At 47.8% G+C, this 23,271-nt stretch carries 21 protein-coding genes and 2 riboswitches; of the genes, 10 read left to right on the top strand and 11 right to left on the bottom strand.

Annotation, left to right across the window (positions count from 1 at the left end; translation table 11 throughout):
• Positions 1 to 173: 173 nt before the first annotated feature.
• Positions 174 to 1,412: a beta-ketoacyl-ACP synthase II gene (gene fabF, locus MHB49_RS05205; RefSeq protein WP_405155298.1), complete on the bottom strand. Its 1,239-nt coding sequence runs from the start codon at positions 1,410 to 1,412 to the stop codon at positions 174 to 176.
• Positions 1,413 to 1,553: 141 nt separating this feature from the next.
• On the opposite strand from fabF, the gene MHB49_RS05200 reads away from it, so the two are divergent.
• Positions 1,554 to 2,417 carry a helix-turn-helix transcriptional regulator gene (locus tag MHB49_RS05200; protein WP_405155297.1) on the top strand — a complete coding sequence of 288 codons (864 nt, stop codon included), beginning with the start codon at positions 1,554 to 1,556 and terminating at the stop codon, positions 2,415 to 2,417.
• An 87-nt stretch (positions 2,418 to 2,504) separates the two neighbouring features.
• Here the strand turns inward: MHB49_RS05200 and MHB49_RS05195 are convergent, their stop codons facing one another.
• The 7 genes from MHB49_RS05195 to MHB49_RS05165 all read right to left on the bottom strand — a co-directional run bounded on the left by MHB49_RS05195 (position 2,505) and on the right by MHB49_RS05165 (position 10,301).
• Positions 2,505 to 3,344 carry a MetQ/NlpA family ABC transporter substrate-binding protein gene (locus MHB49_RS05195; RefSeq protein ID WP_405155296.1) on the bottom strand — a complete coding sequence of 280 codons (840 nt, stop codon included), beginning with the start codon at positions 3,342 to 3,344 and terminating at the stop codon, positions 2,505 to 2,507.
• A 77-nt stretch (positions 3,345 to 3,421) separates the two neighbouring features.
• Positions 3,422 to 4,090 (bottom strand): methionine ABC transporter permease, encoded by a 669-nt coding sequence (locus tag MHB49_RS05190; RefSeq protein ID WP_247900859.1) that lies wholly within the window; start codon positions 4,088 to 4,090, stop codon positions 3,422 to 3,424.
• On the bottom strand, positions 4,080 to 4,898 hold the full coding sequence (locus MHB49_RS05185; protein ID WP_247900858.1) for a methionine ABC transporter ATP-binding protein: 819 nt from the start codon (positions 4,896 to 4,898) through the stop codon (positions 4,080 to 4,082). The genes MHB49_RS05190 and MHB49_RS05185 overlap by 11 nt, the downstream gene beginning before the upstream one ends.
• A gap of 131 nt (positions 4,899 to 5,029) precedes the next feature.
• Positions 5,030 to 7,318 carry a PQQ-binding-like beta-propeller repeat protein gene (locus tag MHB49_RS05180; RefSeq protein WP_405155295.1) on the bottom strand — a complete coding sequence of 763 codons (2,289 nt, stop codon included), beginning with the start codon at positions 7,316 to 7,318 and terminating at the stop codon, positions 5,030 to 5,032.
• A 111-nt stretch (positions 7,319 to 7,429) separates the two neighbouring features.
• Positions 7,430 to 8,224, bottom strand: a complete 795-nt coding sequence (locus tag MHB49_RS05175) for an energy-coupling factor transporter transmembrane component T family protein (RefSeq protein ID WP_405155294.1) — start codon at positions 8,222 to 8,224, stop codon at positions 7,430 to 7,432.
• Entirely contained in the window at positions 8,199 to 9,707 is a 1,509-nt protein-coding gene (locus MHB49_RS05170) for an ABC transporter ATP-binding protein (protein WP_405155293.1), read from the bottom strand. Before MHB49_RS05170 ends, MHB49_RS05175 begins: the two co-directional genes overlap by 26 nt.
• Positions 9,708 to 10,301: an ECF transporter S component gene (locus MHB49_RS05165; protein ID WP_053784146.1), complete on the bottom strand. Its 594-nt coding sequence runs from the start codon at positions 10,299 to 10,301 to the stop codon at positions 9,708 to 9,710.
• 238 nt (positions 10,302 to 10,539) lie between these two features.
• Positions 10,540 to 10,650: riboswitch (TPP riboswitch) on the bottom strand.
• A 163-nt stretch (positions 10,651 to 10,813) separates the two neighbouring features.
• Between MHB49_RS05165 and MHB49_RS05160 the strand changes: the two genes are divergently transcribed.
• The gene (locus MHB49_RS05160; RefSeq protein WP_405155292.1) at positions 10,814 to 11,767 is read left to right on the top strand and encodes a copper amine oxidase N-terminal domain-containing protein; all 954 of its coding nucleotides are present in this window, start codon (positions 10,814 to 10,816) and stop codon (positions 11,765 to 11,767) included.
• A gap of 169 nt (positions 11,768 to 11,936) precedes the next feature.
• Here the strand turns inward: MHB49_RS05160 and MHB49_RS05155 are convergent, their stop codons facing one another.
• The 3 genes from MHB49_RS05155 to MHB49_RS05145 form a co-directional block, all read right to left on the bottom strand.
• On the bottom strand, positions 11,937 to 12,605 hold the full coding sequence (locus MHB49_RS05155; RefSeq protein WP_405155291.1) for a pectate lyase: 669 nt from the start codon (positions 12,603 to 12,605) through the stop codon (positions 11,937 to 11,939).
• Positions 12,606 to 12,969: 364 nt separating this feature from the next.
• Complete coding sequence (locus MHB49_RS05150) at positions 12,970 to 13,845, bottom strand: radical SAM/SPASM domain-containing protein (RefSeq protein WP_064640556.1); 876 nt, start codon at positions 13,843 to 13,845, stop codon at positions 12,970 to 12,972.
• A gap of 139 nt (positions 13,846 to 13,984) precedes the next feature.
• Complete coding sequence (locus MHB49_RS05145; RefSeq protein ID WP_405155290.1) at positions 13,985 to 14,677, bottom strand: aspartate/glutamate racemase family protein; 693 nt, start codon at positions 14,675 to 14,677, stop codon at positions 13,985 to 13,987.
• Positions 14,678 to 14,973: 296 nt separating this feature from the next.
• Between MHB49_RS05145 and MHB49_RS05140 the strand changes: the two genes are divergently transcribed.
• The 8 genes from MHB49_RS05140 (at position 14,974) to MHB49_RS05105 (ending at position 23,098) form a co-directional block, all read left to right on the top strand.
• Complete coding sequence (locus tag MHB49_RS05140) at positions 14,974 to 16,116, top strand: iron-containing alcohol dehydrogenase family protein (protein WP_405155289.1); 1,143 nt, start codon at positions 14,974 to 14,976, stop codon at positions 16,114 to 16,116.
• Positions 16,113 to 17,168 (top strand): ABC transporter substrate-binding protein, encoded by a 1,056-nt coding sequence (locus tag MHB49_RS05135; protein ID WP_405155288.1) that lies wholly within the window; start codon positions 16,113 to 16,115, stop codon positions 17,166 to 17,168. The genes MHB49_RS05140 and MHB49_RS05135 overlap by 4 nt, the downstream gene beginning before the upstream one ends.
• A 27-nt stretch (positions 17,169 to 17,195) precedes the next feature.
• A complete protein-coding gene (locus MHB49_RS05130; RefSeq protein ID WP_090893483.1) occupies positions 17,196 to 17,981 on the top strand; it encodes an ABC transporter permease subunit in 786 nt (261 codons plus the stop codon).
• 24 nt (positions 17,982 to 18,005) lie between these two features.
• Positions 18,006 to 18,782, top strand: a complete 777-nt coding sequence (locus tag MHB49_RS05125) for an ATP-binding cassette domain-containing protein (protein ID WP_405155287.1) — start codon at positions 18,006 to 18,008, stop codon at positions 18,780 to 18,782.
• 18 nt (positions 18,783 to 18,800) lie between these two features.
• Positions 18,801 to 19,928 (top strand): histidinol-phosphate transaminase, encoded by a 1,128-nt coding sequence (hisC, locus tag MHB49_RS05120; protein WP_405155286.1) that lies wholly within the window; start codon positions 18,801 to 18,803, stop codon positions 19,926 to 19,928.
• A 105-nt stretch (positions 19,929 to 20,033) separates the two neighbouring features.
• A riboswitch (TPP riboswitch) is annotated at positions 20,034 to 20,136 on the top strand.
• 170 nt (positions 20,137 to 20,306) lie between these two features.
• On the top strand, positions 20,307 to 21,074 hold the full coding sequence (locus MHB49_RS05115) for an ABC transporter ATP-binding protein (RefSeq protein WP_405155285.1): 768 nt from the start codon (positions 20,307 to 20,309) through the stop codon (positions 21,072 to 21,074).
• Positions 21,061 to 21,906 carry an ABC transporter permease gene (locus MHB49_RS05110; RefSeq protein ID WP_405155284.1) on the top strand — a complete coding sequence of 282 codons (846 nt, stop codon included), beginning with the start codon at positions 21,061 to 21,063 and terminating at the stop codon, positions 21,904 to 21,906. Before MHB49_RS05115 ends, MHB49_RS05110 begins: the two co-directional genes overlap by 14 nt.
• Positions 21,907 to 22,030: 124 nt before the next feature.
• Positions 22,031 to 23,098, top strand: a complete 1,068-nt coding sequence (locus tag MHB49_RS05105) for an ABC transporter substrate-binding protein (protein WP_405155283.1) — start codon at positions 22,031 to 22,033, stop codon at positions 23,096 to 23,098.
• Positions 23,099 to 23,271 lie beyond the last annotated feature (173 nt).

Here is a 23,271-nt window from a genome sequence, read left to right as displayed (position 1 = left end):
CATTAGGACGATTTCTTCCCTAGTCTACCGTATGCAGAAGCGGATAATCATCGCGCCGAAAGGGGCTGTCCAATAAGTCATGAGCATGACAGTGGACGCCCCTTTGTTAGCGACCGAATCACAGAGACGTTATTTCATCGAAATGGGAATTCCTTTCGAGACGGCCCTGCGTTTCAGGATGAATATTTCTGCAAAATAATGACCGCATTATGACCACCGAAACCAAATGAGTTGGACATGCCAACTCTCAAGTCAGCTTCTCGTGCGACATTGGGTACATAATCAAGATCACATTCCGGATCGCTCTGCTCCTGATTGATTGTCGGTGGAATGATGCCGCTACGCAAGCTTTGAATGAGTGATATAGCTTCCGCTCCACCAGCCGCACCCAGCATATGCCCGGTCATTGATTTGTTTGCCGTTACCGGAATTTGATAGGCTTCTTCGCCGAACAGCTGCTTAATCGCTTTGGTTTCGGAAAGATCACCCGCTTCCGTACTGGTAGCATGAGCATTAATGACATCAATCTCATGTGGCTGAAGCTGCGCATCTGCCAGCGCGGCTTTCATGGCCAAATATGCACCCCGCCCTTCCGGGTGGGTGGCCACCATATGATACGCGTCTGAACTGGCACCATACCCAACGACCTCCGCAAGAATGTTTGCGCCTCTTGCAAGGGCATGAGACAGGGACTCCACAACCAAGACCCCGGCACCCTCAGCCATGACAAAACCATCTCTGCCTGCATCGAATGGTCGACTCGCCCCTTCATACGCTTCGTTTCGTGTAGATAGCGCCGTTGCATTGCCAAAGCTTGCCAACGATACTTCGGTGACCGCTGCCTCCGTCCCTCCAGCAAAAATCACATCTGCTCCACCATGGCGAATCAGCCGGAAAGCCTCACCAATCGCGGTATTGCCTATCGAACAGGCTGTCACTGGAGAGAGTGTGGGTCCCCAACAGCCAAACCTCATGCTGACCATAGCCGCAGCCATATTGGATATCATCATGGGCACCAGTGTTGGACTGACTCTTGCAGGCCCACGTTCAGACAGAAGCTTTCCTTGTTCCATCAGGGTCTGGATTCCGCCGATGCCGGAACCGATATACACGCCAACCCGCTCCCTGTCCACATGATCCATCACGAGACCGGAGTCAGACAAAGCTTGCTCTGCTGCGGCAACAGCAAATTGTACGAATCGGTCCATACGCCGAGCTTCCTTCCGTCCGAAGCGTTCCTCTCCATCAAAATCACGGACTACTCCTGCTATTTTCGTTTTGTAGGACGTTGTATCAAACGCTTCAATATGCGAAACTCCTGATTTCCCTTCCACCAATCCATTCCAAAATGTATGAACATCATTCCCCAGCGGAGAAATAATTCCCATTCCTGTAATAACGACACGCTCCATAACGTAGCCTCCCTTAGTACTCTTTAATACTTGTTCAATTAAGTTATGCACTTATATTGCCATCTGTATTATCCTATTACAAGTTGTCAAATATAATAGTATAATGACTACCATGATAAACTTAGGAACGAAGGTGATGGAATGAACCATGATGTCAGGCTGCAGGCACTGTCCGCTTTTCTGAAAAATCAGCGCTCCAAAATCTCTCCGGAATCCGTAGGCTTACCCGCGGGCTCCCGCCGAAGAACGCCTGGATTAAGAAGAGAAGAAGTCTCCCAATTGGCAGGTGTGAGCACAACGTGGTACACCTGGCTTGAACAGGGCCGGGATATTCAGGTGTCCCATTCCGTATTGGATAACATCGCCTCAGCTCTCAAGCTGACAGCGGATGAACGGAAGTATTTGTTTTCCCTTGGTCTGGAGTACCATTCGGAACTCCATATCCTGGATGAGAAGCCACTCCAGATTCATCCTTCCTTGCAGAAAATATTGCAGGAACTTCGCAACTGTCCCACCATTATCTCGGATCGACGCTGCCATATCGTTGGCTGGAATGACGCGGCCCGGCATGTGTTTATGGACTTTGAACAGATTCCTGCTGAGCAGCGAAACATGATCAGCTTGTTATTTGAACGAAAGGAATTCCGGAGACTGGCTGTCAATTGGGAGGATTTTGTGAGCGGATTTTTGGCTATTTTCCGTGCTTATTACGGTCAATATGTCGATGATGAATGGTACAACTTGTTTTTGGATGACATGATGGACAGATATCCTGATTTTCAACCCCTTTGGAAACAAAGCAATGTTAGCAGTGCCCCGGATGTGTTGATTGAATTTAGACATTCCAGAGCTGGCAAAATGCTTTTTGATCTTACCTCACTCCAGGTTCAGGGAAATGCCGATTTGCGGTGCAGCATCTACACACCTGCAACGGACACGGCTACTGAGCGGAAACTGATTCGCCTGATGGAGCCAAAGGTAGAAACTGACTCTGACAAAAGCTGATGCTGGTCTTCTCCTTTACTCCGTAATACAAGTTAACAAAAAAAGACCCAGGCGATGAGGCCTGGGTCTTCGTATTTGTTTCGGATCTTATTGAAAAGCCGGAATTGCAATATCCGCATACTTTTCTTCAAAGAAAGCTTTCACTTCTGGACCCGCCATACGTTTCGCCAGCTTCTGAATGGCTTCCGAATCCTTGTTATCTTCACGGGCAACCAAGGTAATGGCAAAATGGGAATCATCCTTCTCGGTAAACAGCGCATCCTTCTTCGGTGTAAGTCCCAGCGGACTCGCATAAGCCGGAGTCATGGCAACCAGATCCGCATCATCCAACATGCGAGCCAACATCAACAGATCCACTTCTTCGAACTTGAAGTTTTTCGTGTTTTCCGTGATGTCTGCTTGCGTTGCATTGAAACCGACGCCTTCTTTCAGCTTAATCAGGCCGTTCTGTTCCATCATGACCAGCGAGCGTCCAATGTTAGACGGATCGTTGGCAATCGCCACCGTTGCACCTTCAGGCAATTCTTCAATGGATTTGTACTTCTTGGAATATGCTCCGTAGATGGCATTGTAGATCGGCTGCACAGCTACCAGATTAGCGTTATTTGCTTCATTGTACTGATTCATGTATGGTACGTGCTGGAAAAAGTTTGCGTCTACTTCCTTGTTCGCCAGTGCGGTATTCGGTTGAACGTTATCCGAAAGTACAACGACTTCCAGATTAACGCCATCTTCTTTCAGTAAAGGTTTCACAATATCCAGCACATCCGTCATTGGTGGAATCAAGGTAGCTACTTTTAGCGTCACTTCTTGTCCGGCTTGAGTGCCTTCCTGATTGCCTTCGGCCGCAGGTGTTTCTTCCTTTTTGCCGCATCCGGCTGCCACCAGCGTCACTGCCAGCAGCATGAGCATTAGTTTTGCTTTCATCTGATATATACCCCTTCATCATCTAATCTGTATTGTTCTTGCTGTAATTCAATCTTTCTGCATTTGCTCGACCTTCATCAGGATCTGCGATCGAGCCAGCGGGACAATCTGCTGCCAGTAAATTGAATCATCTGTACCAGGATAATCATAATGATAATCGTAAACACCATGATCTCCGTCTCGAATCGTTGATAACCATAACGAATGGCAAAATCACCAACCCCGCCGCCACCAACAATGCCCATCACCGTTGAATATGAAATGAAGCTGATGGTTGCCGTGGTTAAGCCGAGTACGAGACTTGAGCGAGCCTCCACATACAGGAATTTCACCACAAGCTGTATGGTCGATGCACCCATGGAAGAAGCAGCTTCAACCACGCCTTTAGGGACATCAAGCAATGCCTGTTCTACCAGTCTGGCGTAATAAGCAATGGCGATAACCGAGAGCGGCACCGTTGCCGCAAGCGTTCCGATGGATGTTCCAACGATCAGACGAGTGAACGGAATCATGAATACCACTAACAGCAGAAACGGGAAGGAACGAATGATGTTGACCAGACTTCCCAGAATTGTGAACAGAGGTCGATTCTGATAACGTTGCCCTCTTCTGAACAGATACAACAGTGTACCCAGAGGTAACCCGATTAAGACGGCTGCCGTGATGGAGATCCCCACCATGACAAACGTCTCTCCGATAGCCTTCCAAATTTCATGCTGATACTTCACAATCGACTCAGGTATCATCGTTATGGTCCTCCTGACCGCCATGAAGAGAGGTATTTCGTCCGCTCATGGATACATCTTCGCCCATCAACAAGGATGTTAGAAGATCAGGCTTCGGTGCCGGTATGCTGCGAACTTCCGCTTCCGACAACGTTTTGATGATCTGCCCCTCTTTCATCACCGATATCCGGTCGCATAGCTTTCGGGCAACCTCCATCTCATGTGTAACGAGTACAATAGTTACACCCAGAGTTTCATTGACATGACGCAGCACATCCAGAATTCCACTCGTTGTCTGCGGATCAAGTGAAGATGTTGGTTCATCACAGAGCAGCACATCCGGCCGGCTGGCAAGCGCTCTGGCGATGGCAACACGCTGCTTTTGCCCCCCGCTTAGCTGTGCAGGATACTGATTGGCTTTATCCTCGAGTCCGACAAATCGCAACACTTCCTGTCCTCGTGCAACCCGCTCTGTCCGGGAGACGCCCGCGAGTTCCAGAGGCATACAGACATTGCCGCTTACGGTCCGATTGCTGACCAGATTGAAGTGCTGAAAAATCATGCCAATGGACCTCCGTGCCTGTCGCAGACTCCGCTCACTCATCCGGGTCAGATACTGCCCATTCACAATGACTTCGCCGTCATCCGGCTTCTCCAATCCATTGAGCATGCGCAGAAGCGTGGATTTCCCTGCACCACTGGAGCCGATAATGCCGTGAATTTCTCCCTGGCCTACTTCAAGGGAAACCGAGCTTAGCGCCTCGAATCCCTGATCTTCACGGGACCCACGCTCGTTATATCGCTTGCTTACCCCGTATAATGAAATCATGGGAGATTCCTCCTGCGATTAATCGTACATGGTCCTTCAAGAACACATGAAGAAAGCCCGCACAGCCGATAACCGGAGCGCGAGCAATCCTGTTTATTTATAATAAATCATCATTCGACATGAAACAAGCTTTAACGTGAGATATCTATATTCAAATCACTTGCTTTATACATACTAAACCGTCCGTTGGACGATCCAATATAGACTTCATCTCCAAACCGATTTATGGTCCCGTTCTTCGCATCCCGATCCCGATGTTCCGGGCTTCCCATCACTACGTCATGCACACGGCCGATCAGGGTACCGTCATTTTTATCCATGACCAGAAGATCCTCACCCATCGGCAGCAAAAGTTGATCTTCAATCACCAGGTAACTCCCCTGATTGGTAGGATATCGAAGTGATGAAATCGTGTTTTGTGCGGACCAGCGGGTTTGCCCTGTATCGTATGCAAGTGCTGCCGGATACCCGTTTTTGATTACATAAAATTGATTGTCCTCAACTAGGCCTCGTTCAATTTTATCGTTCAGCGTCCAACGTTTTGTTCCGCTCTTGGCATCGTACAGGGTGGTTGTAAAATCTGCATAGTCACCATACATTTCCCCATTTTTATGCTCACGAATGAGTACCATGCCATCATTCAGCACCTCAAATTGCTGGCCAATCCGGGCGGGAAACTTTGCAAGCTTTTTGCCTGTGTTCAGATCGACCAGCACCCACTGATCATCCAACAGCATCCAGCGTTCTGGCTGTGCTGCTGCAAACGGATCATCACGAGTGATCCCGTCAAAATAAGGATTCCGATCGAGATGATCTATTGTCGACTTCGCTGCTGCAATGCTCCACACCGTTCGGCCAGATCGCGGATCGGCTGCAATCAGTTTATTCTTTTCCCAATACATGACATAAGGATCTTCTGCGCTCTTGTTCAATAATTCATAACCGGCAGTGAGTTTACGCTTCCATAATGTTTTTCCGTTCTTGCTGTCCAATACGGTTAACCAGCTATTGCTTGAACCTTCAACAACCGGACTATCAACAACAACTACATTCTTTGCAGCTGTGATCCCATTCAATCTGAATTTTTGCTTGGGAGCATATTCCCATACGACATCACCGCTCTTCAATTGGAAGTGGCGTATACGATCTACGTATTCTTTCTTGTCAGGGTCATAATCGGTATACATTGTAACGTATTGGCGTCCTGCATCCACCTCTACCTGCTGTCTCCCATACCCCACATTGATCTCCCATAATTTCTTCCCTGAATGTCTGTCAAGTGTATACATTGAACTCTCATAATGAAAACCACTGAATCCACCATCATCGCCTTTCATCAGGAGCACATCATCTGTCGCTGCTTGCAAAAAGGTATAGTTGATATCCCCTTGATTTGTCCATATTGGTTTCCAAGGCAGCGTGATCGGCAATGACTTGCCTGTGATTTTGGTTGTGAATTCATATTCATCCGAACGACTGAAGCTCCAATCGGACACTACATTGTTCCGATCATTTTGCGGTATATTCCAGCGTGTTCTGGCAAGCTTGCCGTTCTTATTGAATGTCACCAAAAATTGAGCATCCGCTCGCTCATATCGCCAGGTCTGTCCAATACTCATCGGATAACCCGTGTCATTCAAATTGGCTGAATTCTCTTTCCAATCCGGTTCGCCGAGCCATTGTTTGACTTGTTTGGAGGTTGTTTTTTTGCTCAGCATGATATCCGTCAAATGGCGTACAGCCAAAGCGGATTGCGACGCATCCTGTTGAAACCAGCCATCCGCTACAATGGCTTGCTGCTCTACAGCCTGTGCCTTGATCCAGAGTAGTGAAGGTCGATAAGCAGTCGATTCCTTGTTCCAAACTCGAGGAGCAATGGACACGCCATACCAATCCTTCGTTGCTGCAACAATCATCGCCTGGTCTGTGAGCGTTGGACCTGGAGTCCAGCTTGTCGTACTTCCAGGAGCCAGATACAGCTTGCTTCCAGGACGAAGAGTGAACGTCTGAGGAGTTACATTCTTCAGGCTTCGACTTTCCCTAGATACATACCAGGCTGGAATCCAGAGCTCACCTCTGTTGTAATCCTGAAATTGGATCCATTCGCCGCGAACGGCTTGTACTTTGATTTTCTCATTGCTGGAAGTGTAATACTGTATTCCCATTAGATCAACGGGCACTTTGTTACCTATAACTTGAGTGTACAGGGGCATGTCTGCCTTCAAATTCAAGGTATCACCCGGTTTATAAGTTGTTTTTGCTTGTGCAGATAAGGATTGAGTTGTCGAACCGGAGCCCTGTCCTGCCTGTGTTTCCGTATTCGTATCCAGCAGCATGAACCCCGTAACCAGCACGGCCGCTATTCCGGTTACAGTGATCCAAAGGTACCCCGTCTTTTGCCACTTCGACCCTGTCTTCACGCGCGTTCACCCCACCAATTTGAAGTTATTTCCATTAAAGACGTTTTGAACAAGGAAAAGTTACTGAATGCTCGCAAATATTTTTTACAAGACACAAAATAAGTACAGGTCTTACCGTACATCCACCAGCGTTGAATTATACGGGAATGTCATCCCCAATATATAAGCAGCCGTTAACATGATGGTAAAGTACCCCACAAACCATACATCCGCCCGAGAGTACCCGATCTTAACATAAAACGTTCGGCTCCCGCCTTCCTTGAACCCTTTTGCTTCCATCGCCACCGCCATACGCTGCGCACGGCGGATACTTTGTGCTAGTAATGGAATAGCATATCGTTTCAGTGTGCCGTATACATTCCAGCGTGAGCCGCGCTGCCTCGTTCCCCGAATGCGGATGGCATACCGCAGCGTCTGGAATTCATCCAGCAAAATCGGAATCATGCGCATAGCCGCAAGAAAGCTATAGGCATACTTAGGTGGGAGTCTCCACTGCTGCATGAGGGAATAAAAGAGCCGAACAGGTTTGGTCGTCAGGCCAAATAACAGTCCAGCTGCCGCCATACTTAGAGAACGAAACCCCAAATGTAACCCACGATAGAAGCTCTCTTCGGTAATATGAATCAATCCCCACTGAAACCAGGTGGTTTCCCCTTTACCAAACATGATCATCCCTGTGGAAGTTGATATAAATACCAGAATGAACGGAGACGCATACAGCAATAGTCTGGGCCATGGGTGACCTGTCCAGCCCAGCAATAACAGCATGATAACTGCCACATTCGCCATTACATTCAGATTGTGAACAAGAATGACGAAGACAAACAGCAATGTCAGGAAAATCATTTTCAACCCCGGATTCACCGCGTGAAGCCAGGTCTCACGATGAGGAAACGAGAGCTGCATCGGTTAACCTCCCCTCATCCACCGTCCAGATTCGGTTGCAATACCTGTTCACGATTTCACGATCATGCGTAACCATCACAATAGCGGTTCCTTCACGCCGCAACCGCTCCAGCTGTGATAACATGGCAAAGGTATTGCGCGCATCCTGTCCAAAGGTAGGTTCATCCAGTAACAAAATACGCTGTTCCCTTACCAGCGCTGATGTTACACTCAATCGGCGTTTCTGTCCCATCGACAATTGGTAGGGATGCCGCCCCGACAGGTCTGTCAATCCGAATTGCTCCAGCATATGATCGGTTCGCATACCTCTTTCTTCGGCAGTTAGCTTTCCGCTCAGCAAGGAAAATCCCACTTCATCACGGACTGAATTTGTCACGAATTGAAATTCAGGATTCTGGAATACAAAGGCAATGCGATCTGCAAGCTGCTCGGTTTTTCCGGCCGATTGTCCTTCCACAACATAATGGCCTGTCGTTTTCAGGATATTCATCATGGACAGTAATAATGAACTTTTACCTGCCCCGTTAGCCCCGACAATCCCCACCCAATCTCCGTGCCATACCTTGGCCTGCTCCACCTGAATGAACGGTGTTTTTCCGCGCCATCCGGTGAATTGCTGCATTTCCAAGGCTGGTTGGGGCAGCGCAGAAGCTCGCCCCTCCTTGTTATCCATACTTTCACTTTCAATAGCCCCATAACGAATAAACTCTCCTGTGACCAACATCTGTGCTTTCGTCTGTCCTCGTTCTTCCCAGACCCCCGGATACCAGATTCCGTATTCCCTAAGCATATTCCGCTCATCTGTAAACACCTGATTTGCCGGGCCATCTGCCACAATTTTTCCTTCAGGCGACAATACGATGATTCGGTCTACCCATTCGACAATTTCATTAATTTTATGTTCTACGATAATGAGTGTTTTGTCCTGTGCAATCTGTTTCACCGTTTCCCACACCTGAGAGGTTCCTTCATCATCCAACAGTGCCGTTGGTTCATCCAGGAAGAGTACGTCTGGCTCCATGGCCAGAATCGAAGCCATCGCAAGACGCTGCTTCATCCCCTGAGACATCGATTGAATGAGTGTACGATTATGTTCAAAAGATAACCCGACCTGTTCCAGGTATCGCTTGATAAGTTTAGGCATCTGCTCACGTGAAATATTTCGGTTTTCCAGTACAAAAGCAATCTCTTCATCCGTATATGACATACAGAACTGGGTATCCGGGTCTTGAAAAACAATACCCGGCTGCTCAGGTACCTGAATGTCATCACATTTCATCGGAATCTCCACAGACCGTGGAATCAGACCGCTCAGAATTTGCAGCAAAGTTGATTTGCCAGAGCCGCTTGGTCCAAGCAACAACACTTTCTCCCCTTGACGCACAGAGAGAGACAAGCCTTGGAACACCAAGGCCTTCTCTCCCGGGAACTTACATCTTAGATTCGTAACACCTACCGCTTGCACTTTCTCCACTTCATTCATCTAGTCCAGCGCCTCATAATCCTGCTTCGACACTGGTCTGAGGGATCGTGTTACACCTGTAAGCTCCAGCGCTTTGGCGAGATAATAGGCGAATACACCTGCAATCAGAATACTGCCAATGAAGCGGAATCCGATAAACAGTGTATAGTTCCAAGCCGAGAGGGAATCAATGTACCCGTACTGATAATCCAGTACAAGCGAAGCCGCCGCTGCACCAATAGCCGCAAGGCAGGTGACGAACAGATTGCTTTTCCGATACAGAAATGCGGCGAAGAAAATCTCTGCACCCAGCCCTTGCAGCAGCCCATATACCAGTGTGGACATGCCCCACTCACTTCCGAGAAAAGCACTCACCGTGGATGCCGCAACTTCTGCCAGAATGGCTACACCTGGCTTCCGAATGATTACAAAGGCAAAGGTGCCCGCCATAAACCACATGCCGTAAATCATCTGCTCCGCATGAACGCCGAATGGCTTCATCAGATCGTATGTAGGTCCCCATATTTTGTAGATCACCCCGAAGACCACTGCAATCACAATCGTTACCAAAATATCGGTTAACTTCAATCTGTTGCTACCCACTGCTGTTGACATGTTCTCAACTTCCTTCCTCTGTTTCCCTTGATTTAAAATAAATAATAAAACAAACAAAAAAGCCTCCCCGGTTCCCAGGCAGGCCATACGCACAGTTTACAATTCTCACGATGCTACGCATTAGGCAGATATAGAGAAAGGAGACAACAAACGACACCATCCCCGTTACATCAGAAAAATCCCGCTGCACCCAAGAAACGCTGACATTTATGTTCTATCCCTTATCACTTACCATTGCACATCGCAAATTCATGTTCTCTACGCTGGCATTACCCAGATCAGATATACGGTCAGCGGCACAAGGCCGCTCTCTCAGCCCAACTTCATTGAGCTCCCGGTTCACTTATTTCATTGCTTCTACTTTACAACACATGGGTATTTGTGACAATCCCGGAAAAATCATTACGCTGTATTTTGGGTAAATGAAAGAAGACATCCTATGGTGTACTTTACAATACTATGCAACATTTGGATCAAATAGTCCGTTTGGTATACAAGAAGGGAGATTGATAATGATGAAACAAACCAATACTGCCTGGCAGCAAAAAAAGTGGAAAATGATCCTTGTCGCTTCGATTCTCACTGCGGGTACGGCACCTGCACTGCTGTCATCCACTGTGGCGGAAGCAGCAACAACACACAAACCGACAGCCTATATTAACAATGTACAAGCTCAATATGATGTGGTTATAAAGCAGGGTATAACGTACGTAGCATTGACTGAACTTCAATTCCTCGGGGACTATACGTTTGGCTACAATAACAAAACCAAACAGGTTAGCATCAGCACAGGCAGCGACAAATATGTTCTTATACCCAACAGCAAAACAATGAAGAAAAACGGTCAGAATGCGACGTTGTCGACCGCTCCCATTCTGGTGAATGGCAAAGCCATGCTTCCGCTCCGTGCCATCGGCGAAGCCTTTGGGGCACAGGTTCGCTGGAACCAGACGGCCAAGGAAGCCTATATCTACACCACGAATGCTGCGGTGGTCAAAGACTACAGTAGTGCTGATCTGACTGTGGCGCGTGAAGCTGCGCTTCATTTGCCACGCTTCTCTGAACTGGGACAAGCACGCCTGGAGATTCGCAACCCTTTGGGTCCAGTGGATTCATCCATTCAATACATTTTTGAACAAGGCAAAAAGGAAAGTTTCTTCATTGTTGAAGATAACGATCTGATCAGTTATTACACCATTAAAAATGAAAACGCCCTGCTGAAATGGCAGGCTAATATCGGTAAAGATGCCGGAACCATCGGTGATCTGTTTTTTATCAAAACCAAACCCGTTGCTGAAGCAGGGACTCGCCCTTCCGTAAAGGGTCAAACACTCGTATCATTTAAGTATTCTCGTATGCTTGAAGAGACTGCCTACGAGATCATGAACAATTCTGGCTCTATCCATGCGGGTTCCATTACCCCTGAGAAAGGTAAAGTGATCGTTGAAGTTCCGGAAGAACAGTAAATTGGATGGCCACTCCCAAGCTATAGAGACCTTTGTATCGGCGCAGGTGGGCAAATTATGCTTCTTCTGAATGCAACAACAAAAGGGATGTCCCCCGTGATGAATAACATACCGGGGGACATCCCTTTTTAGCTTTATTCCTTTTTATTCGCTCACGGACATCATTGTCTTAATATTGCGTATTTCCGGACTGACTGGTTTTTCCCGAAGCAAATCCCTTAAATAAGGTCGGGACTTTAGAATAACGGGTATTTGTAATTTTCCCTTGCGATGTACTGCTGTCCGTACGCATAATCGAATCTTTGACATTGGAAATGTCCGAGTTGTCGAGTGTCATATTCACCGCGAAGGTTGTTCCGCCATTTTGACGCACCAGCTTGCCAATATCGTCTGCACGGAAATTTTTAATGTTAATCGTTCCGGCTGCATTCATTTGAAATACTTTATCATAGGCCTTGTAAGCTGCCCCACCCGTGATGTTAACCGTTCCGGAAGACTTCAGCGTCAGTGCATCCTCGCCCACGTCCTGCCATACCACATTCGAAATAGAACAGTTACCGTAACAATGAACACCGTCAGCTGCAGGTGAACCGATAATTACATTTTTGAGTGTGGCGCCTGCCTCCAATCGAAATACCGGCTTCTGATCTTCTGCTTGAGATCCATCTCCCAGGGTGGACGGGTTGGCAACATACGTTTGGCCTTTGCCGTCAAACGTTTCTCCCTTGGCTACAATAATCGTTGAGTTCACAACAGTAGGTGCAGCAAAAGCTGGAATTGCACTGAACAATGAAGCAACCAGACCGGCGGACAGCAACAACGTCAACATTTTTTTCATCACTTAAATCCTCCCTTATTCTGATGAATTGGCGTACAAGCATAAGCTTGTCCTCAAGGAACCGATCAGAGGTGCACCTCTGGCTCGGAACCTACCCTGATCCTACCAAAAAAGGAATGTTACGATAATAATCATTAGCTTAGATATAGAAACGACAGCATTGTGCCTGTGACCTCAGCATCTTTTGCATCGTACTCCAACGTGGAATGTGCCGGTATCAACTTCGGGTATGCTATATTTGTATCTGTGAATTCAAGGTAAAATACTACCTAACGTTCTAGGAAAAACAAAAGACCACTTCATCTGTTTCCAGACAATGTGATCTCTATCATTTTAAATCCAGATCTGTTCATTAAATTACGCTTTAGGCTCCGAACCGCTGACGATATCCGCACTTCCGACATAATTCCTCCACCGCTTCCCGTTTGGAGAAACCATAGAACAGATTGTTGGCTCGTTCACCATCCACAATCTCGGAAAACGACTTTTCATGAACGTTGCCCAAGTTAATTACACCCTCACCATCGAGACAACATGGAACCACAGTTCCATCGACAAGCACTGCTGCTTGACTGCGAAGCGCATGACAGAAGCCTTTACCGTCATCTTCCGGTGCATCCAGACTCGGCCACTGGAATTCATGATCCTGATTCAGATACACATTCGGGGCAATTTTAACTCCGCTCCCCGGCACTACCTTTTCCTCAATGCGGAAATCCAGATTAAATTCCCTTTCAAGGACTTCCAACGTCTCCCGATTTCGATTCATTTGGGCATTCGTGAAGTTATCCTGTGTCAGATTCCAGAGTCGGAATGAAATAATGACATTGTGCTTCACGGCTTCCCGTACAAAAGACAACACATTGCCCAGATAACCCTCACGGTCCGTGGAACCTTCATGACCATCAAAGCTGTGCAGGGAGAAGTTCATCTGACGCAATGCCGGTTTGCCGAGCAGTTTGTGCTGGGTTTTGGGCAGCAGCGTACCGTTTGTCGTAATGTTGACCTTGAATCCCTTCTCATGCGCTGAATCCAGTAACAAATCAATTTTGGGATGAAGCAGCGGTTCACCTTTGACATGTAAATAAATATGTTTGGTATGGGGTTTAATCTGATCCAATATATTGTTGAAGACTTCAGGGTCAATGAAATTTTTGGCGCGTTTGGTCTGCGGACAGAAGCTGCATGCCAAATTACATATACTTGTGATCTCAATATATACTTTCTTGAACGTTTTCAAATCGGGGTCCCCATTCTGCTTAGGAGGGAAAAAAACAGTCCCACCCTCATTTGTGATCCGGCTCATATGTGCCACCACTATTATATCGGGTTCAGGTGCCAAGGTAAATCAGACAAAGGGTTTATCGGGATGTACCAAATTATTTTTCTAATGCCAAATGAACAGATTCAATGGCATGTATACGTGTTGTATCAAATAATGGCACTTCTGAATCCTCCGGTTTAACTAATAATCCAATTTCTGTACAGCCTAATATGATTCCTTCAGCTCCATGTTCAACTAACCTTTTGATCACCTTTGTATAATAGTCCCTTGATAAGGGGTCAATTTTCCCTAAACATAATTCTTCATATATGATTTTATTGATAACCTCTCTATCCTCTTCATTCGGTATCAATACCTTAATGCCGTTATGCTCAATACGTGTTTTATAAAAATCTTGTTCCATTGTATATTTGGTGCCAAGTAAACCAACCGTACTTATTTTGGACTTTTGAATCTGGTTTGCTGTTGAATCAGCGATGTGTACAATGGGTAAGCTAACTTTTTCTTCAATATGATTAATCACTTTATGCATCGTATTTGTACAAATTACAATCATTTCAGCTCCTGCCTTTTCCAAAGACTGAGCAGCACTCCCTAATTGTTTTCCAGCGCTTTCCCAATCGCCTTCAGCTTGATAGCGCTCGATTTCTTCGAAATCCACGCTATATAAAATGCACTTCGCTGAATGCAATCCTCCCAATTTAGTTTTCACTTCTTCGTTAATTATTCGATAATATTCTAAAGATGACTCCCAACTCATTCCACCAATAAGGCCAATAGTTTTCATAAGCACACCTTTCCAAGGGACATACCCCAAAAGCAACCTAGAAATTTAATAAACATTGTACAGTATCTTTCTTATTAAATAAACTGCCCCGGTATGCGCGTATCAACGTGTCGAGTGTTTTTATTTCTCTTTTCTCGTTTCCCCGTTCAACTGTCACGTATAGATTCTTTCAATCGAAGTATAGGATGTATTGATAGTCCAGGTTATTGTGGTTCCTGAGACGCGATGATAGAATCTAAACAATTTAAAACCAAGTTAAAACGTAAGAATAATAAGTTATAAAGGGGAGTGTATTCATGATTACTGTTAAGGCACCCGCAGTATATGTACACGAGGCTAACATTCTTGAGCAAAGTGGTTCGCGGATTGCACAGCTTGGGCAGCATGCTCTCATCATCGCCGGTGAGTCCGCATTAAAAGCCGTACAGCCTTACCTTCTTCCTTCATTGGAAGAGCATAAGATCAAGTTCCATGTGCAATTGTTTCACGGTGAGGTTACAACAGGCCAGATTGATACTTTTACACAGCAAGCTTTTGATCTGGATGTTGATCTGGTTATCGGTGTCGGGGGTGGTAAAGTGCTCGATCTGTCCAAAGCAGTGGCAGAGCAAGCCCAATTGCCCATTGTAACAGTCCCAACGATTGCCGCAACCTGTGCCGCATGGTCCGCCTTAACCGTGCTCTATGATGAACAGGGTCAATCTGCAGGCTATCGCCCCCTGCACCGTTCGCCTAATCTCGTTCTGGCTGATTCTCATATTCTGGCGAGTGCACCAAGGAGGTATTTGGCCGCTGGGATTGGGGACACACTCGTAAAATGGCATGAGTTCGCCGTTAATCTAAGTGGCAACGCCACCAGCCTCACTCTCCGAAACAGTGTCAGCACTGCCAAGCTTGCACTCGACATTCTTGAAGCACACGCCATCGATGTCTATGAATCCACCGATACAACCGGCAGTTCACCTCAATTCCGTGATGTTGCCGATGCCATTATTGTGCTCGCAGGCCTTGTAGGCAGCATAAGCGATGGATCACTTCATGCAGCGATTGCTCATGGGCTGCATGATAGCCTCACCAAATTACCCGAAACACATGCTTCACTACATGGAGAAAAGGTAGCCTTTGGACTCTTCACCCAGTGGATTCTTGAAGGCAAAACAGGGGATGAGCTTCATGAGCTGACCACGCTGTTACATAAGCTGAATCTGCCGATCACTCTTGCTGAGCTTGGCATTCAACAACAGCCTCAGGAAGCTGCTGCGCGCATTGCAGCAGGACTACAGCTGCGGGAAGGCAGTGCGGCACATCTCTCCTTCGGAGTTAGCACGGCGCAGGTAACCGAAGCCATTCTTCAGGCAGACCGTATCGGCCAAACATTCATAGAATCCAGTCAGTCCAGTGAAAGCAATACATACACCAAGGAGGTTTCCTCCCTATGATCCGTCCAAACCGCCATTACACTCTTTCCTTAACTGTCTTTCTGAGCGCGCTTCTGTTGTTGCTAATTTCCGGCTGCTCTGCCGGAACTGACAATCAAGCCGCGGGTACAGGTACAACACCGACAGCGGCATCAGCTGCTTCAAATAAAGACGTTACCATTCGGGTTGGTCAGACCGGATGGGGCAATCTTGAATTGGGGCTCAAAGCCGCCGGACTCGATGACACCCCCTATAAAGTCACTTATAACGTATTTCAGGGAGGTAACCTGATCCTTGAAGCGATGGCTGCAAACCAACTGGACTTTGGTGTAACCAGTGAAATTCCGCCCATTTTTGCATCTCAGGCTGCCAATGGTGGAAGCTTCAAAATTATTGCGGTACAACAAGGCAGCACCTTGAATCAAGAGGTCGTTGTTCCCAAAGGTTCTTCGATCAAATCGGTTGCTGACCTGAAAGGCAAGAAAGTTGCTTTCGTAAAAAATACAACAGCCCACTATTTCCTGCTCAAAATGCTGGAGGAAGCCGGATTAACCTGGAGTGACATCAGTCCGGTCGAACTTACAACAGCAGATGGACTCAGCGCCCTGATTAGCGGGAAAGTGGACGCCCTTGCCAGTTACGGCAATGCCATCATCTCCGCACATCAGAATGAAGCAACAACGCTCGCCAGCGCCAAAGATATCCTGTCGGGAAGCTTTCTTGTAGCCGCCTCCGATCAGGCTATTGCGAATGAGGAACAGAAAAAGGCCCTTGCCGATTATCTGGAGCGAATCAACAAATTCAATGATTGGGCTCGTGCCAATAAGGATGCGTGGGCTCAAATTACAGCAGACAACACCCACCAGCCTGTGGAGCAAGCCCTTAAAACCTACACGGATGGAGAGGCACAACGGCCATCACGTATTGTTGCCATTTCTGACGAGGCCATCAAGTCCGAACAGGACGTAGCGGATACGTTTCAACAAGCAGGAATTTTTGACCAGGCAGTCGATGTGAGCACATTCTGGAGTGATGCTCTTCAAGATCAACTTCCAGCTCCAGGTAGCCAATAATGAACGAAGCAAGGAGGTAGGCATAACGTGCGGTCCAACACCTTTAACCGGGCATGGTTTAACCGATTTATTCCTTTTGTTGTACCACTACTCATTCTGGCTCTGTGGCAATGGCTGACTGCATCCGGAGTTGTTGCAGCCAATATTTTGCCCCGTCCCGCTCAGGTACTGGAGGCCTTCATTCGTCTGCTTCGTAACGGTGAACTACTGAACAATATCAGTATAAGCGCCAAGCGAGCTTTGGGAGGATTCCTCATTGGTGGGGGTCTCGGTTTCCTTCTGGGTGTGCTGAACGGCATCTCCTCCCTTGCGGAAAAGATCGCTGACTCCTCGGTGCAGATGATCCGCAACATTCCGCATCTGTCCTTGATCCCCCTCGTTATTGTGTGGTTCGGGATCGGTGAAGAAGCCAAATTATTTCTCGTTTCCCTGGGTGTATTCTTTCCGGTATATCTGAATACGTTCCACGGCATACGATCGGTTGATCCCGGTCTGATTGAAATGGGCAAAGTATATGGACTCAGCCGCTGGTCCCTTTATAAGGACATTATCCTGCCTGGTGCACTGCCTTCCATTCTGGTGGGCATTCGATATGCACTTGGCATTATGTGGCTGACCCTCATCGTAGCCGAGACGGTTGCAGCGGATGCGGGGATTGGATACATGGCAATGAACGCGCGGGAATTCATGCAGATGGACGTCATCGTCTTAAGCATTCTGCTATATGCTCTGCTGGGCAAGTTGTCCGATACCATCGCCAAATGGCTGGAACGGCGCTGGCTGCGCTGGAACCCGGCTCTATCCCGCAAGTAAAGCCAAAGGAGCGTGAATTAATCCATGAGCACAAGTCAGATCAGCCCTTTTCTTCAAGTAGATAGGGTTCAGAAATCGTATGATCAGCGGATGATTCTATCCGACATCAATGTCAATGTAAGACAAGGGGAATTTGTAGCCATCGTTGGACGAAGCGGTTGTGGCAAAAGCACGTTGCTGCGTCTGATCGCTGGGCTGGAATCCCCCTCTTCCGGAAGCGTTATGCTGGGTAACAGAAAGCTTGGCAGTACAGCACCCGAGACACGGTTTCTGTTTCAGGAAGCCCGGCTGCTGCCTTGGAAATCCGTGCTCGACAATGTACGACTGGGCATCCCCGACAAGAACAAGGAAGATGCACGCCAGTCGCTTCGCAATGTAGGACTTGAAGAGCGTGAAGGTGATTGGCCGGGGGTATTATCTGGCGGACAAAAACAACGTGTCGCCTTGGCACGGGCACTCGCTAGTCATCCACGCTTACTGCTGCTGGATGAACCGCTGGGTGCATTGGATGCATTAACCCGAATTGAGATGCAGCAATTAATCGAACGTTTGTGGGTAGAAGAAGATCTGACCGTCATTCTGGTCACGCATGATGTCAGCGAGGCGGTTGCGCTGGCAGATAGGGTGCTGTTAATCGAAGATGGTCATATAACGATGGATACCCGAATTACACTGGAGCGGCCACGCGTTCGGGACAGCGGGTTTGCTCATTTTGAAAACCTGATTCTGAATCGCTTGTTGACTCCTCCACAAGAGACACCACAGCAGATTGCCCAGAAACAGATATCATTCTCGATCTAATTCCACTGGAAAGAAGGCATGATTATGCAATCCCTCTCACCCGTACCCTCTCCTCCTGTTAAAGACCTGTTAAATCGAATCCCAGCTTATACGCCTGCCAAATCCATGGAACAGATCCGGCGGGAGTTGGGACTGGAAAGTGTCGATCGACTCGCAGCAAACGAGAATCCGTTTGGTTCCTCTCCCCTGGCAGCGGAAGCGGTCAGATCGCTGAGTTCCGATCTCTTGGCTCAATACCCCGACGGTTCCAGCCAACTGCTGCGTGACAAACTTGCGGAACGTCTGGGGGTGCGTACCTCCCAACTGGTATTTGGCAGTGGATCATTCGAGCTCCTCACCCTTACCGCCCAAGCTTATCTTAATCCCGGCGAGGAATCACTCATTCCGGTGCCCTCCTTTAACTGGTATAAGGGCGCTACGCTGCTGGCAGGCGGGGTCATTCATGAAGTGCCTTTGGTCAACCATTCACTGGACCTGGAGCAATTCCGGCAACGGATTAATACTTCTACCCGAATCATCTGGCTGTGCAATCCGAATAATCCAACCGGAACCATTTTCACAGCAGAGGCCCTGCTTGGTTTACTCGAACATGTTCCCTCCCATGTCGTGGTTGTCCTGGACGAAGCGTATTATGAATTCGCAGAAAATGAAGATTATCCTGATACGGTTAAGCTGCTGGAGCAATATAATAATCTGATTATTTTGCGGACCTTCTCCAAAATATATGGACTGGCCGGCCTGCGAATCGGATATGGCATCGGGAATGAAAGCATCATTGAAGGCATTAATCGGGTCAAACTGCCCATCAGTCTGACAGCCACATCCCAAGCCGCTGCTTCGGCCAGCCTGGATGATCATGAATTTGTTTCTCACTGCCTGCACTACAATCGTCAAGGACGGGAAACGTTAATGCAGTCCTTTGATCAGTGGAAATTACCCTACATCCCTTCCGAAACCAATTTCATCATGGTTGATCTGTTGCAGGATAGTGGTCCGATTACCAAAGAATTGTTGAACAGAGGCATCTCTGTCCGCGGCGGTGCCGAATTCGGTATGCCTACCTGGCTTCGGATTACGATTGGCACACCTGAGCAGATTGCCCGTCTGATCGTTGAGCTTGATTCACTGTTACATTCAAACGATTAGAATAGGTTACTTTCCTAACTCTCATTACGCACACTTCTTTTAAGCCGCCCTCTTTACATTCTGCTTGCATGTGATATATGCTGAACACACAACTGCATATCTTAATCATTGCACTAGGGGAGCCTTGCGGCTGAGACGAATCGAATGATTCGGACCCTTTGAACCTGATCTGGATCATACCAGCGGAGGGAAGTGGAGCGGCCTTTCAGTAAGCGGATTTTTTCATGTTGATGATGAAATTTAATGTGAATTGAACTTACAGACCCACTCATTTCTCCGGAAATGGGTGGGTCTTTTTCGCATTCTTCGGGCAGATCAGAAGGTGTAATTAAAGATCACGCAGTTTGAAGTTTGAATAATAAAGGGGAACGGATCGAGATGGATAACGACATAACCATTCACAACATGAGCTACGCTTTCCCGGGAAAAAGGGATTCCCCCGTGCTCTCCAATGTGTCGATGCGTGTAGCCAAAGGCGAATTTGTCTCGCTCATCGGTTCCAGCGGCTCCGGTAAAAGCACCCTTTTCAAGCTGCTGGCAGGCCTGCTTGAGCCAACCCACGGAACCATTGAAATTCCCTGGGTTCAAGAAGGAAAGCGACTGGGGCAGGTTGCCTACATGCCGCAAAAGGACCTCCTATTATCCTGGAGAACCGTCATGGAGAATTGCATGCTCCCCGCTGAACTTGCTGCAGATCGGCAGGATAAGGTAAGGATTCGAGCGGACATTCTTGCTGGTCTCGACAGATTTGGCTTATCCGGCCACGTGCATGCATACCCGGACGAGCTGTCAGGTGGCATGCGCCAGCGTGTCGCGCTGCTTCGTACGTTGTTGACAGGTGGCGAACTCATGCTGCTGGATGAACCATTCGGCGCACTCGATGCCCTAACCAAACGGGAGATGCATCGCTGGCTGCTGGAGCTCTGGGAAGGTCTGGGCAAAACCGTGTTGTTCATCACACATGACATTGAAGAAGCCCTGCTGCTCAGTGATCGGATTATTCTGTTAACTCCGGTGGGCCAAGGCCAACAGCTGCAGGATCTGACGGTACCTTTGCCACGTCCAAGACATTCGGACATGATCTACGAACCGGCTCTCGTTCAGATGAGACGACGACTGGAGGAACAATTGCATGCGACACGGTAACTTGAGAGATAGCATGAAGCATAGCGTACGAGGTTGGCTTGCCCGTTATGGTCTGTTTCTTTTGCTCATGCTCTTGCTGCTTGTCATCTGGGAGTGGATTGTGCGTATGGGATGGGTGCCCTCCTTCATCATTCCAGCCCCGACGGCGATTGCCCGTTCGATGTATGAGCATCGCCACCTCCTGCTGGCCTTACATCTGCCCGCTACCTTGATGGAAATTGTCGTTGGTTTTGGCATGTCTATTGGTGCCGGAATTGCGCTTGCAACAGGCATGCATATGAACCGATCGATTGAAAAGGCCTTATATCCATTTGTTGTGATCAGTCAGACCATCCCGCTGATTGCCCTGTCTCCTGTCTTTATCCTGTGGTTTGGCTACACGCTGTGGAGCAAAGTCGCAGTGGTGTTCCTGATCGCATTTTTCCCGATTGTGGTGAGCACCTATGATGGTCTGCGCCAGGGTGATCCGGAGCAGCGTGAACTGCTGCTGACGATGGGCGCCAGCAAGTGGGATATTTTTCGCAAACTCCAGATTCCACTTGCCCTTCCCTCCTTCTTTTCGGGACTGAAAATGTCTGTGGTGTATTGTGTGGTCGGTGCAACGATCGGAGAATGGCTCGGTGGAAGCAAGGGCCTTGGTTACTTCAGCCGCAGAATGTCGAGCAATATGAACACGGATGCCATGTTCGCCGCCATTGTACTGTTATCCCTGCTCGGTATCGCCCTGTTTGTACTCATTGCTTGGATGGAGAAAAGATTCGGTACATCACGTCATGCAGGTAGAAGAAAAGCTGGATCATTTCCGGAGGCAGACCTACCAAAACAGACGTAGTGTGCATTGCCCAATCCACCTGCTATCGGCTGGAAACCTATTACAGCACAGCGTTATCCATATCTCCAGAATGTAGAATTTATGAATTATTAATCAGATAAAAGGAAATGAGGAATTTGAAGCTATGAAGAAAAAACATATTTACTCCCTGCTCCCCATTCTGCTCATGACCCTGTTGCTGATCGTCAGCGGATGCGGAAATACGGGTACCAACACACCTGCCACAGATTCAACTTCCAATGCAAAAGATACAGAATCATCTGCGGCCGAGAGGTCATCGGAATCCAAAGACAAACTGTCCATCATGCTTGATTGGTACCCGAATGCAGTGCATTCCTTCATCTATGTTGCTCAGGAAAAAGGTTACTTCGCGGATCAAGGTCTGGAAGTTGATATTCAGATGCCTGCCGATACCAATGACTCACTCAAACTTGTTGCCGCCGGGAAAATCGATCTGGCGCTGAGCTATCAGCCGCAAATCTTGCTCGCTCGTGGGGAAAACATTCCTGTACGTTCGATTGCAGCCGTCGTTCGGCATCCGCTTGTGCATCTGTTAACCGAAGCCAACAGTAAAGTGAAATCGCCAAAAGATCTTGAAGGGCTGACGGTCGGCTATTCCTCAATCCCCCTGTATGAAGCAATGGTGCGTACCATGATCAGCCAGGATGGCGGTAATCCCGACAAGATGAATCTGGTGGATGTGGGATTTGACCTGATCCCTTCCCTGGCTTCCGGGCAGGCAGATGCCATTATGGGTGGTTTTATTAACCATGAACAATTGATTCTGGAGAAGGAGGGTCATGCCACAAAATCGATCAATCCTGTCGATTACGGTGTACCTGATTATTATGAACTGGTCCTCACTGCAAGTGATGCGGGCATTGAAGCGAAACAGGATCAGCTTACCCGCTTCATCAAAGCGTTACAGGATGGACAGAAATATGTAACAGAGCACCCCGAGGATGCGCTGAACATTCTGCTCGCACATGAGAACGAAACGTCTCCTCTTGACCCGGAGATCGAAACCAAAAGTCTGAATATTTTACTGCCGCTGATGAGTGAAGAAGGTCAGCCGTTTGGCAGGCAGGACGCCTCTTCTTGGGAAAACGTACGGGCATGGTTGGTTCAAAGTGAACTGATTCCGGATTCCGTAAAGGCTGAGGAAGCTTTTATCAATTTGCAGGGTGAGTAGGAAACTCGACTGCTGGGTGAAGATCAAGAGATTTTGAAAGTTGTATATTCATTATCGGATGACGCCCACATGAGTAGCTGCAGAATTCAATCACTGTACGAATAGAATCTTTATCGAGGATAGGAATTTTAATTAAGCTTTCTATATGCACTTTGTAGCTATCCGAGAATAGC

Origin of the sequence: Paenibacillus sp. FSL K6-0108, assembly GCF_045040695.1 — a bacterium.
GTDB classification, from domain to species: Bacteria; Bacillota; Bacilli; order Paenibacillales; family Paenibacillaceae; genus Paenibacillus; species Paenibacillus pabuli_B.
The sequence above is the reverse complement of the archived record's forward strand: the minus strand, read 5'-3'. Positions and strand labels throughout refer to the sequence as shown.

What these genes read in the sequence shown, in the direction of transcription:
- fabF (WP_405155298.1), bottom strand. Translation starts at nt 1,412, where the DNA reads ATGGAGCGTGTCGTTATTACAGGAATGGGAATTATTTCTCCGCTGGGG.
- MHB49_RS05200 (WP_405155297.1), top strand. Translation starts at nt 1,554, where the DNA reads ATGAACCATGATGTCAGGCTGCAGGCACTGTCCGCTTTTCTGAAAAAT.
- MHB49_RS05195 (WP_405155296.1), bottom strand. Translation starts at nt 3,344, where the DNA reads ATGAAAGCAAAACTAATGCTCATGCTGCTGGCAGTGACGCTGGTGGCA.
- MHB49_RS05190 (WP_247900859.1), bottom strand. Translation starts at nt 4,090, where the DNA reads ATGATACCTGAGTCGATTGTGAAGTATCAGCATGAAATTTGGAAGGCT.
- MHB49_RS05185 (WP_247900858.1), bottom strand. Translation starts at nt 4,898, where the DNA reads ATGATTTCATTATACGGGGTAAGCAAGCGATATAACGAGCGTGGGTCC.
- MHB49_RS05175 (WP_405155294.1), bottom strand. Translation starts at nt 8,224, where the DNA reads ATGCAGCTCTCGTTTCCTCATCGTGAGACCTGGCTTCACGCGGTGAAT.
- MHB49_RS05170 (WP_405155293.1), bottom strand. Translation starts at nt 9,707, where the DNA reads ATGAATGAAGTGGAGAAAGTGCAAGCGGTAGGTGTTACGAATCTAAGA.
- MHB49_RS05165 (WP_053784146.1), bottom strand. Translation starts at nt 10,301, where the DNA reads ATGTCAACAGCAGTGGGTAGCAACAGATTGAAGTTAACCGATATTTTG.
- MHB49_RS05160 (WP_405155292.1), top strand. Translation starts at nt 10,814, where the DNA reads ATGATGAAACAAACCAATACTGCCTGGCAGCAAAAAAAGTGGAAAATG.
- MHB49_RS05155 (WP_405155291.1), bottom strand. Translation starts at nt 12,605, where the DNA reads ATGAAAAAAATGTTGACGTTGTTGCTGTCCGCCGGTCTGGTTGCTTCA.
- MHB49_RS05145 (WP_405155290.1), bottom strand. Translation starts at nt 14,677, where the DNA reads ATGAAAACTATTGGCCTTATTGGTGGAATGAGTTGGGAGTCATCTTTA.
- MHB49_RS05140 (WP_405155289.1), top strand. Translation starts at nt 14,974, where the DNA reads ATGATTACTGTTAAGGCACCCGCAGTATATGTACACGAGGCTAACATT.
- MHB49_RS05135 (WP_405155288.1), top strand. Translation starts at nt 16,113, where the DNA reads ATGATCCGTCCAAACCGCCATTACACTCTTTCCTTAACTGTCTTTCTG.
- MHB49_RS05125 (WP_405155287.1), top strand. Translation starts at nt 18,006, where the DNA reads ATGAGCACAAGTCAGATCAGCCCTTTTCTTCAAGTAGATAGGGTTCAG.
- hisC (WP_405155286.1), top strand. Translation starts at nt 18,801, where the DNA reads ATGATTATGCAATCCCTCTCACCCGTACCCTCTCCTCCTGTTAAAGAC.
- MHB49_RS05115 (WP_405155285.1), top strand. Translation starts at nt 20,307, where the DNA reads ATGGATAACGACATAACCATTCACAACATGAGCTACGCTTTCCCGGGA.
- MHB49_RS05110 (WP_405155284.1), top strand. Translation starts at nt 21,061, where the DNA reads ATGCGACACGGTAACTTGAGAGATAGCATGAAGCATAGCGTACGAGGT.
- MHB49_RS05105 (WP_405155283.1), top strand. Translation starts at nt 22,031, where the DNA reads ATGAAGAAAAAACATATTTACTCCCTGCTCCCCATTCTGCTCATGACC.